This is a genomic window from Streptomyces sp. NPDC030183 (assembly GCF_055573455.1).
In genome coordinates this window covers 20,518-27,624 of the sequence record NZ_JBVIBK010000050.1, presented here as the reverse complement: position 1 = coordinate 27,624, position 7,107 = coordinate 20,518, and the positions used below count along the sequence as shown (strand labels likewise).

General features: G+C 70.5%; 7 protein-coding genes. 2 read left to right on the top strand and 5 right to left on the bottom strand.

The features are described 5' to 3' along the window. Positions 1 to 90 precede the first annotated feature (90 nt). Positions 91 to 663: a MarR family winged helix-turn-helix transcriptional regulator gene (locus ACZ4Z2_RS36165; protein WP_468081921.1), complete on the bottom strand. Its 573-nt coding sequence runs from the start codon at positions 661 to 663 to the stop codon at positions 91 to 93. A gap of 133 nt (positions 664 to 796) precedes the next feature. Between ACZ4Z2_RS36165 and ACZ4Z2_RS36160 the strand changes: the two genes are divergently transcribed. Both ACZ4Z2_RS36160 and ACZ4Z2_RS36155 read left to right on the top strand, forming a co-directional pair. Then, a complete protein-coding gene (locus ACZ4Z2_RS36160) occupies positions 797 to 1,144 on the top strand; it encodes a VOC family protein (RefSeq protein WP_468081919.1) in 348 nt (115 codons plus the stop codon). A 47-nt stretch (positions 1,145 to 1,191) separates the two neighbouring features. Beyond that, entirely contained in the window at positions 1,192 to 1,506 is a 315-nt protein-coding gene (locus ACZ4Z2_RS36155) for a hypothetical protein (RefSeq protein ID WP_468081918.1), read from the top strand. 41 nt (positions 1,507 to 1,547) lie between these two features. Here the strand turns inward: ACZ4Z2_RS36155 and ACZ4Z2_RS36150 are convergent, their stop codons facing one another. The 4 genes from ACZ4Z2_RS36150 to ACZ4Z2_RS36135 all read right to left on the bottom strand — a co-directional run bounded on the left by ACZ4Z2_RS36150 (position 1,548) and on the right by ACZ4Z2_RS36135 (position 7,099). Beyond that, the gene (locus tag ACZ4Z2_RS36150; RefSeq protein WP_468081917.1) at positions 1,548 to 3,350 is read right to left on the bottom strand and encodes an RICIN domain-containing protein; all 1,803 of its coding nucleotides are present in this window, start codon (positions 3,348 to 3,350) and stop codon (positions 1,548 to 1,550) included. A 125-nt stretch (positions 3,351 to 3,475) separates the two neighbouring features. After that, complete coding sequence (locus ACZ4Z2_RS36145) at positions 3,476 to 5,212, bottom strand: amylo-alpha-1,6-glucosidase (RefSeq protein WP_468081916.1); 1,737 nt, start codon at positions 5,210 to 5,212, stop codon at positions 3,476 to 3,478. Between the two features lie 79 nt (positions 5,213 to 5,291). Further along, on the bottom strand, positions 5,292 to 6,116 hold the full coding sequence (locus tag ACZ4Z2_RS36140) for a carbohydrate ABC transporter permease (RefSeq protein WP_468081914.1): 825 nt from the start codon (positions 6,114 to 6,116) through the stop codon (positions 5,292 to 5,294). Further along, on the bottom strand, positions 6,113 to 7,099 hold the full coding sequence (locus tag ACZ4Z2_RS36135; protein ID WP_468081912.1) for a carbohydrate ABC transporter permease: 987 nt from the start codon (positions 7,097 to 7,099) through the stop codon (positions 6,113 to 6,115). Before ACZ4Z2_RS36135 ends, ACZ4Z2_RS36140 begins: the two co-directional genes overlap by 4 nt. Positions 7,100 to 7,107 lie beyond the last annotated feature (8 nt).

Sequence of the window (7,107 nt, the reverse complement as noted above, 5' to 3'; positions counted from 1 at the left end):
CAACCGCTCACCCGCAGGCGTCCTGGCCTGCCCCACCCTCGCCACACGAACGACAACGAGACAAAACCACTTAAGTCACCGGCATTGGGCCTAGGACTGCGGGCGGCGGCCGCTGCGGCGGGGGGCCGGGGGTGCGCCGTCGAGGAGGGTGCGGCGGCGTTCCTCGCCTCGCTCCTCGACCTGGAGGACGACGCGCCGCAGTCCGTCGGCGAGGCCGCGGCACTCCTCGGTGTCGAGTCGCGCGGTGACGAAGACCTCCTCCTCGTTGAACGCGGGGAACACCCGTCGCATCAGCTCCTCGCCCTCCTCGGTGAGGCTGAGCAGGACCAGCCTGCCGTCGGTGGGGTGCCCGGCCCGCCGCAGCAGGCCCCGCTTCTCCAGCGTCCGGGAGACCCCGGTGAGCGTCCCCTTGGAGATACCGGCCTCCTCCGCGACGTGCCGGGTCTCCGACTCGCCCCAGATCCAGACCACCCACAGCACGACGAACGCCGTCCAGGTCAGGTCCGCGCCGCGCAGCACCGAGTTCTCCAGGTGCTGCCGTACCGCCGACGCGGCCCGGTAGATGTTGGCGACGACGGCCATCTGCTCATGGCGGACGGGGATGCCCCCGAGCTTCGCCTCCGCCAGCTTCTCGGCTTGGGTCACGGATCGTTGGCCGGGCACGGGCACACTCCTCGAGGCCACGGGGGCCCATCGGATCTCAGATGTCGTTCGGCTCCAAATTGTACGGAGCGCCGCGCCGGCCCCCGTGATCGCGTCCCCGGCCCGGTGAGCGCCTCGGCCCTACCATGGCGTCATGTCCGTCGATCTGTTCGCAGGCATCCTCGTCAACGACTACGAAGCGGCACTCGGTTGGTACGAGCGCCTGTTCGGCTCGCCGCCGACGTTCATCCCGAACGACACGGAGGCCGTGTGGGAGCTGGCGGAGCACCGGTACGTGTACATCGAGCACCGGCCGGGGCGCGGCGGCCACGCGCTGCACACCGTGTTCGTCGACGACCTCGACGCCCGTGTCGAGGGGATCACGGGCCGGGGGCTGAAGCCCGCGAACCGGGAGACCTACGCCAACGGCGTCCGCAAGATCACGTACCACGACCCGGACGGCAACGAGATCGGCTTCGGCGGCACCCCCGCCGAGCTCTGACCGCCGGCCGCCCCTCCCCGTACGGACACCCAGGACGGACGACCCCCATGGCTCCCGGTACGCCGCCCACCACTCCCGAGCAGGCCGTCGAGCTGGTCCGCGCCCGGTACGCCCGGCCGCTGCTCCCCGACGGCACCCCCGCCGAGCTGCATGTGCACGAGTTCGACATCGGCTATCTGGTGTACGCCGTCCTCCCGGCCCGCACCGATCCCTCCGGCCGCCCGCTGCCGGCTCCGCCCGGCGGCGCCAAGGTCGTGGTCGCGAAGGGGACCGGGGAGACCGTCGCCGTCCCGAACCTCCCGGCCGAGCAGGCCGTCGCCCTCTACCGGCGGAACCTTTCCGGGCCGCCGGGCCGGACATGATCGAGGGGGCCGCGGTCGTCGTCCGCGGCCCCCCGCGGGCGTCAGCTCTTGCCGAGGAGGCGCCAGATCTGGTTCTTCTTGGTGCTCAGCGCGCTCGCGGAGTCGCAGGGCCACTGGTGGATCTTCGCGCCGGCCGCGGTGGAGATCTGGCTGACGTCGACGCACTTGCCGCTGTGGACGGCGACGAGCTGGTAGTCCTTGGCGTTGCCGAGCGCGGTCACCGGGCGCAGTGTGAACTGCTGGTTGTCGGCGCCGTTGCAGGTGTACTGGATGACGGCGGCGCCGTCGGCGGTGGAGGCGCTGCTGACGTCCAGGCACTTGCCGCTGTGCTCGTTGACGATGGTGTACGTGTCCGCCTTGCCGGCGACCGGCTTGAAGTCGAGCATCTGCTGGTAGCCGCCCTCGCAGGGGTACTGCTGGTACTGCGTGCCGTTGGCGGTGGACAGGTTGGTGTCGTCGAGGCACTGGCCGCTGTGCTGGACCACGGCGACCGTGGAGATCGTGGTGTTCGACGGGGGCAGCAGGGTGACGGTGTAGCCGTCCCTGGAGTCCGTCCAGGGGACGGTCACCGAGGCGGAGTTGCCGCTCACGGTCAGGGTCTGGTCGGAGACGGTGACCGGGCCGGTCACGGCGGCTCCGCCGTTGTTCGGGACGCGCTGGACGATCGCCCGGACCTGCCCGTTCTCGACCACGCCGGTGGTGTCGAGACGGTCGAGGTTCACGGTTACGTTCCCGGTGTTGCCGTTGCTGCCCAGCAGGATCTTCGCGTTCCGCGCGGCGTTGTCCTTGGTCGCCAGGCCGTCGGTGGCGGTGCCGGCAGTGACCTTGACGACGTTGCCGGTCTGGGAACCGTAGTAGCGGTAGAGGAACCACTCCCCCAGCGGCAGGTACTGGCCGGCGCTGTTCTTGGTGAGCAGCTTCGCCTGGAAGTCGTGCAGGTTGTTCGCGGACGCCCAGTTGGCGCGCAGGCCGTCGGCCCCGGCCCGTTCGAGGCGGGAGATGTACCAGCCGCCACGGCCCGGGTTCTGCTCGGTGGTGCCGGCGTACTCGTTGACCTGGAACGGACGGCTCGTGGTCATCGACCGTGCCGACAGCATGGACTTCACCGCGTTGCTGTCGGCGACCGGGTCACCGGGCAGATCGTGCCAGCTGTAGGTGTCCGGCTCGGCGTTGTTCGCCTTGACGTAGTCGAGATACGTGTTCCACCAGGTGTTGCTCCCGGAGGGCTTGCTGCAGGTGCTCGGCCCGACGACGACGGCACCGGGGACGGCGGCCCGGATCTTCTGGTAGGAGCGCTTCCACATCTCCAGGTACTGGGCCTGGCCCGAGCCCCAGAACGAGCGGCAGTCGGGCTCGTTCCAGATGTCCCACTCGATGTCGGTCATACCCGCGGCCTTCACGTCCCCGAGGAGCCGGTCGTAGAAGGCGTCGAAGCCGGACCAGTCTCCGTTGTCACCGGGGAAGGTGGGCGTGGTGGTCCCGTCCGCGCCCCACAGGTCGTGCACCAGCAGGACGAAGGTTCCGCCGAGCGCCTTGGTCCGCTTGTACTGGGCCAGGGTGCTGTTCCACCGGCGATCGTACTTGCCGGCGACCCAGCCGCCCGGGCTGTCCAGTTGGGCACCGCCGGCCCGCATGAACTTCCACTTGATGTCCTTGTAGAAGTGGTCCTGGGGCAGCGAGCCGTTCTCAGTCATCCCGTAGATCGTGCCCGAGGCGCGGTAGGTGGGAGCGCCCCCGGTGGTGGCGAAGTCGACGGCGACGCTGGTGTCGGCGGCCCGGGACGGGCCGGCGGGCACCAGGGTCGTGGCCAGTGCGGCCAGGAGCACGGCGACGGTGGAAGTCACTCGTCGCCGGGTGCGAGCTGCTGCTCTGGGAGGTGCGGTGCGTGACGTCATCGTGCGGCTCCTATGGACGGGAGAAGGGTGTGTGACCGGGCCCGGTCGGTCCCGGGGCTTGAGGGAGGCGGCAGTCAGCGGCTGTCCCGCCGGGTGTGGGCCTCCGCGAGGAGCAGGTAGGCGGCGGCGGTCCAGGTGTAGGCGCGGTCGCGCAGGCCCGTGCCGGTGAGGGCGTCGAAGTTCTCGGCGAAGCCGGACGCCTCGCACAGGGCGCGGAAGCGGGCGCTGATCTCGTCGGCGAGCCGGTGGTGACCGGCGCGGCGCAGCCCGTCCTCGACGAGGACGGTGGAGGGCGCCCAGATCGGGCCGCGCCAGTAGCCGTCGGGCAGGTAGTGGGGTGAGCCGGGCTGTTCGGTCGCCAGGCCGTACGGGGTGAGGTGGTTCTTGATCCGGTCGGCCAGGACGGCGCCGACGGACTGCGGGAGGTGGTCCCCCAGGGCGATGGGCATCAGGTCGAGCAGGCTGGCGCTGGTCCAGGTCTCCCCGGTGCCGGCCGAACGGGCGGCGAACCGGTCGCCCTTCCACAGTTCGCCGAACATGGCGGCCTGGGTCGCCTCGGCCGTCCGCGTCCAGCGGCGGGCGTCGTCCGGTCGCGCCAACTCATCCGCGAGGGAGGCGAGTTCACGCAGCTGCAGGGTGAGGAAGGCGGCCAGGTCGGCGGTGACGACCACGCGTTCGGGGTCGAAGGTGGTGGCGTTGTCCCAGCCGCTGTCGTTGCCGTGCTGGTAGTGGGGCAGGGCGCCGCCGGGTGCGCGCCGGGCGGTGAGCCAGAAGTCCGTCCAACGGCTCAACCGGTCGTACGCCTCGGTGAGTTGCTGACGGGTGAGCGGTTCGGGGAGCCGTCGGCGCAGCAGGCCGAGGGTCCAGCCGTGGATGGGGGGTTTGACGAAGTTGTACAGGACTTCGGAGTGGGTGACGGAGTCGGGCAGGGCGCCGGTCTCGTCCTGGTGGTCGAAGGGCAGGGAGAACTGGTCCCAGGCCAGGTCGGGGGCGCCGGGGGCGAGGGCCAGGGCGTTGAAGCAGTGGTCCCAGCTCCAGACCTTGTCCATCCAGTGCTTGGACATCAGCACCGCGGGCCGGGTCACGAAACCCCGCGGCCGGACGGTCGCCGACCACAGCACATAGGCGGCGAGTTCGGCGGCCGGGGTGTCGGCCGAACGCCAGGGCGCCACCGTGTCGGCGAACGCGGCGAAGGCGGTGCGCGCGGCCGTCACGACCTGGTCGAAGGCGGTGGTCGAGGCGTAGGGGCGGCGCGCGGTCTCGTACTCCTCGACCGCCACCTCCCAGGCCCGGCCCGCTTCGGCGCCGACGGTGACACCGCGCTCGGCACCGCCCAGCACCTGCGCGCCGGGCACCTCGTCGACGGTGCCGGACAGGACGGTGATCCGATAACGGCGCCCCGTCTCGTACGAGGTGAAGACGTACGCCTCGCAGCCGGGCTCCCGGTAGAAGTAGGTGCCGCTGAACGGGGTCAGGGTCCGTGCGGCGGCCCGCAGGGCGAGGGCGAGGCCGCTGCCCCGCAGCCGTACGGTGTCCGGCGTCTCGTAGGCGAGGTCGACGCGGCCGTCCGCACCGGTCCAGCTGAGCAGGCCGGGGGTCGCCTCGACGCGGGTGTCGGCACGGTCGCCCGAGGTCGCGTCCAGGGGGACCAGGCGCAGGACGGCGTGCATGCCGTTCTGGTGGGAGACGAGGTGGAGGTCCTCGGCGCGCGTCTTCTCCGCCAGTACGGGTGAGATGCCGAACCAGGACCCGTATGTGCTGAAGGGGATGTCATGGATGGAGAAGGCCGGGCCGGACGGTACGGCGGTCATGAGAGGTCACTCGTTTCTCGGGCAGGGGGGATCGCGCTGCCACCGGGAGGCGGTGCAGCCGTGACAGGGGGGAGGAAGGTCAGTCCTTGACGGCGCCGGCGGTCACGCCGGCGGCGACGTAGCGCTGGGCGAGGACGAGGATGACCGTGGCCGGCAGGGAGGCGACGACGGCGGTGGCCATGATGGCGTTCCACTCCTGGTTGTTGTTGCCGATGTAGTGGTAGATGCCGAGCGTGATCGGCTCGTGGGCGCCGCCGTTGACGAGGGTGCCGGCGAAGACGAAGTCGGACCAGGACCACAGGAACGCGAACAGCGACACGGTGACGACGGCGTTGCGGCTCATCGGCAGGACGATCGACACGAAGGTCCGCAGCGCCCCGGCGCCGTCGGTCCTCGCGGCCTGGAGCAGTTCGCCGGGGATGCCGGACATGAACGCGGTGAAGATGAGCACGCCGAAGGGAACGGCGAGCGTGGAGTCGGCGACGATCAGGCCGGGCACGGACTGGAGCAGACCGAGCTGGAGGTAGATGGCGTAGAAGCCCATCGCCATGATGATGCCGGGGATCATCTGGGCGGCCAGCAGCAGGAAGCTGAGGATGCCGCCACCGCGCGGGCGCAGCTTGGCCAGCGCGTACCCGGCGGGCGCGGCCAGGGTCACGGTGAGGACGACGGTGCCCAGTCCGACGACGAGGCTGGTGCCGAGGTAGGGCACCTGCTCGTCCAGCACGGTGCGGTAGCCGTCGAGGGTGCCGTGCGCGGGGAACAGGTCCGGTGGGCTCTTGCGCATGTCCTGCTCGGGGGTGAGGGACACGTTGAGCATCCAGTAGACCGGGAAGAGCATGATCCCGGTCAGGAGGAGGCCGGTGATCGTCTTCCACCAGGAGCGTGCGGCGCTTCGGTTCATGACAGTGCCTGCTTTCGCTGGACCTTCAGGTAGATCAGGCCGAACACCAGGGCCGCGACGACGAGGAGGTTGCCGACGGCCGCGCCGGGCCCGAAGGCGGGCAGGAGGTTGCCGAAGCCCAGCTGGTAGGACCAGGTCGCGAAGGTCGTCGAGGAGTCGGCGGGGCCGCCCTTGGTCATGATCCAGATGATGTCGAAGACCTTGAGCGTGTAGACCAGCCCCAGCAGCAGCGTGATCGCCGACACCGGGCGCAGCAGCGGGAAGGTGATCCGCCAGAACCGCTGCCAGGCGTTCGCGCCGTCGAGGGCGGCGGCCTCGTACAGGCTCCCGGGGATGGACTGCAGGCCGCTGTGGAGGACGACCAGGTTGAACGGGACGCCGATCCAGATGTTCGCGATGATCACCGAGGTCAGTGACCAGTCGGGCGAGGTCAGCCAGTTCACCGGGCCGACGCCGACGGCGTGCAGGGCCGCGTTGACGATGCCGGAGTCGCTGTTGAGCATCCACGACCAGGTCGAGGCCGACACGATCAACGGCAGCAGCCACGGCACCAGGAACAGCGCCCGCAGGGTGGCGGAGAGCCGGAAGTGCTGGTGGAAGAAGACCGCGAGGGCCAGGCCGATCGCGTACTGGAAGGCCAGGCACACGGTGGTGAAGACGACGGTGTGCAGCAGGGCGGGCGCGAAGGTCGGGTCGTCGAAGATCTTCGTGTAGTTCGCCAGGCCGGTGAACGGGGCGTCGCCCTGGACGAAGGAGCGGACGGTGTAGTTGCGCAGGCTGAGGTCGAGGTTGCGGTAGAGCGGATAGGCGTAGAAGAGGGCGAGGTAGCAGGTGACCGGGGCGAGGAACGCCCATGCGGCCCACTGCGGGGAGGTCGGGCGGCGCCGTGCTCGCGCGTCGGCCGGTCGCGGGGCGGCGGTGGCCGCCGCCCCCTTACGGACCTGTGCGGGCCGACGGTCCGGCATCTGTGTCACGTGGTTCATCTGCGGAC

Bases quoted from the DNA above. Each gene is read 5' to 3' on its own strand.
- ACZ4Z2_RS36155 (WP_468081918.1), top strand. From the start codon at position 1,192: ATGGCTCCCGGTACGCCGCCCACCACTCCCGAGCAGGCCGTCGAGCTG.
- ACZ4Z2_RS36140 (WP_468081914.1), bottom strand. From the start codon at position 6,116: ATGAACCGAAGCGCCGCACGCTCCTGGTGGAAGACGATCACCGGCCTC.
- ACZ4Z2_RS36145 (WP_468081916.1), bottom strand. From the start codon at position 5,212: ATGACCGCCGTACCGTCCGGCCCGGCCTTCTCCATCCATGACATCCCC.
- ACZ4Z2_RS36160 (WP_468081919.1), top strand. From the start codon at position 797: ATGTCCGTCGATCTGTTCGCAGGCATCCTCGTCAACGACTACGAAGCG.
- ACZ4Z2_RS36135 (WP_468081912.1), bottom strand. From the start codon at position 7,099: ATGAACCACGTGACACAGATGCCGGACCGTCGGCCCGCACAGGTCCGT.